We start from the raw sequence: 520 nt of genomic DNA, 5'->3' as shown, positions 1-520 counted from the left end.
CCAGCGACTGGTCGCCCAGTTAAGACTCGCTTTCGCTACGCCTCCCCTAATCGGTTAAGCTCGCCACTGAAAATAAGTCGCTGACCCATTATACAAAAGGTACGCGGTCACCCGACCACTCAATCACTCTGAAAACTGTGATGTGATGCGGTCCATCAACAACGTTCGCATTCGACCATTGCGCTTGATCTTCTGCTCTCGTTCTCGAGCCACTCGTTCACTGAGATAAGCTTCGTAATATACCAGCCTCCATGTTCTGCCACATGTCGCTTGTTGCTTGCCGGCATTATGCTCGCCAAGCCTTCTTCGGAGATCACCGCTATAACCGGTGTAGAACTCCGTCGGACAGGCAATGTTTTGCAGGACATAAAAATAATACATAAGCTTGCCAAAATGATTGAGTGGTCGGGCTCCCACTGCTTGTACGCATACGGTTTCAGGATCTATTTCACTCCCCTCTCCGGGGTTCTTTTCGCCTTTCCCTCACGGTACTGGTTCACTATCGGTCAGCCAGGAGTAT

The 520-nt window shown here is 50.4% G+C and carries 1 rRNA gene; it reads right to left on the bottom strand.

Going from position 1 to position 520, the window contains the following annotated elements:
• Nucleotides 1-520, bottom strand: a 23S ribosomal RNA gene (locus OP497_RS17480); the annotation flags it as partial.

This window comes from Halomonas sp. 11-S5 (assembly GCF_029889825.1).
Lineage (GTDB): Bacteria > Pseudomonadota > Gammaproteobacteria > Pseudomonadales > Halomonadaceae > Halomonas.
This window is presented reverse-complemented; position numbering and strand designations above follow the sequence as displayed.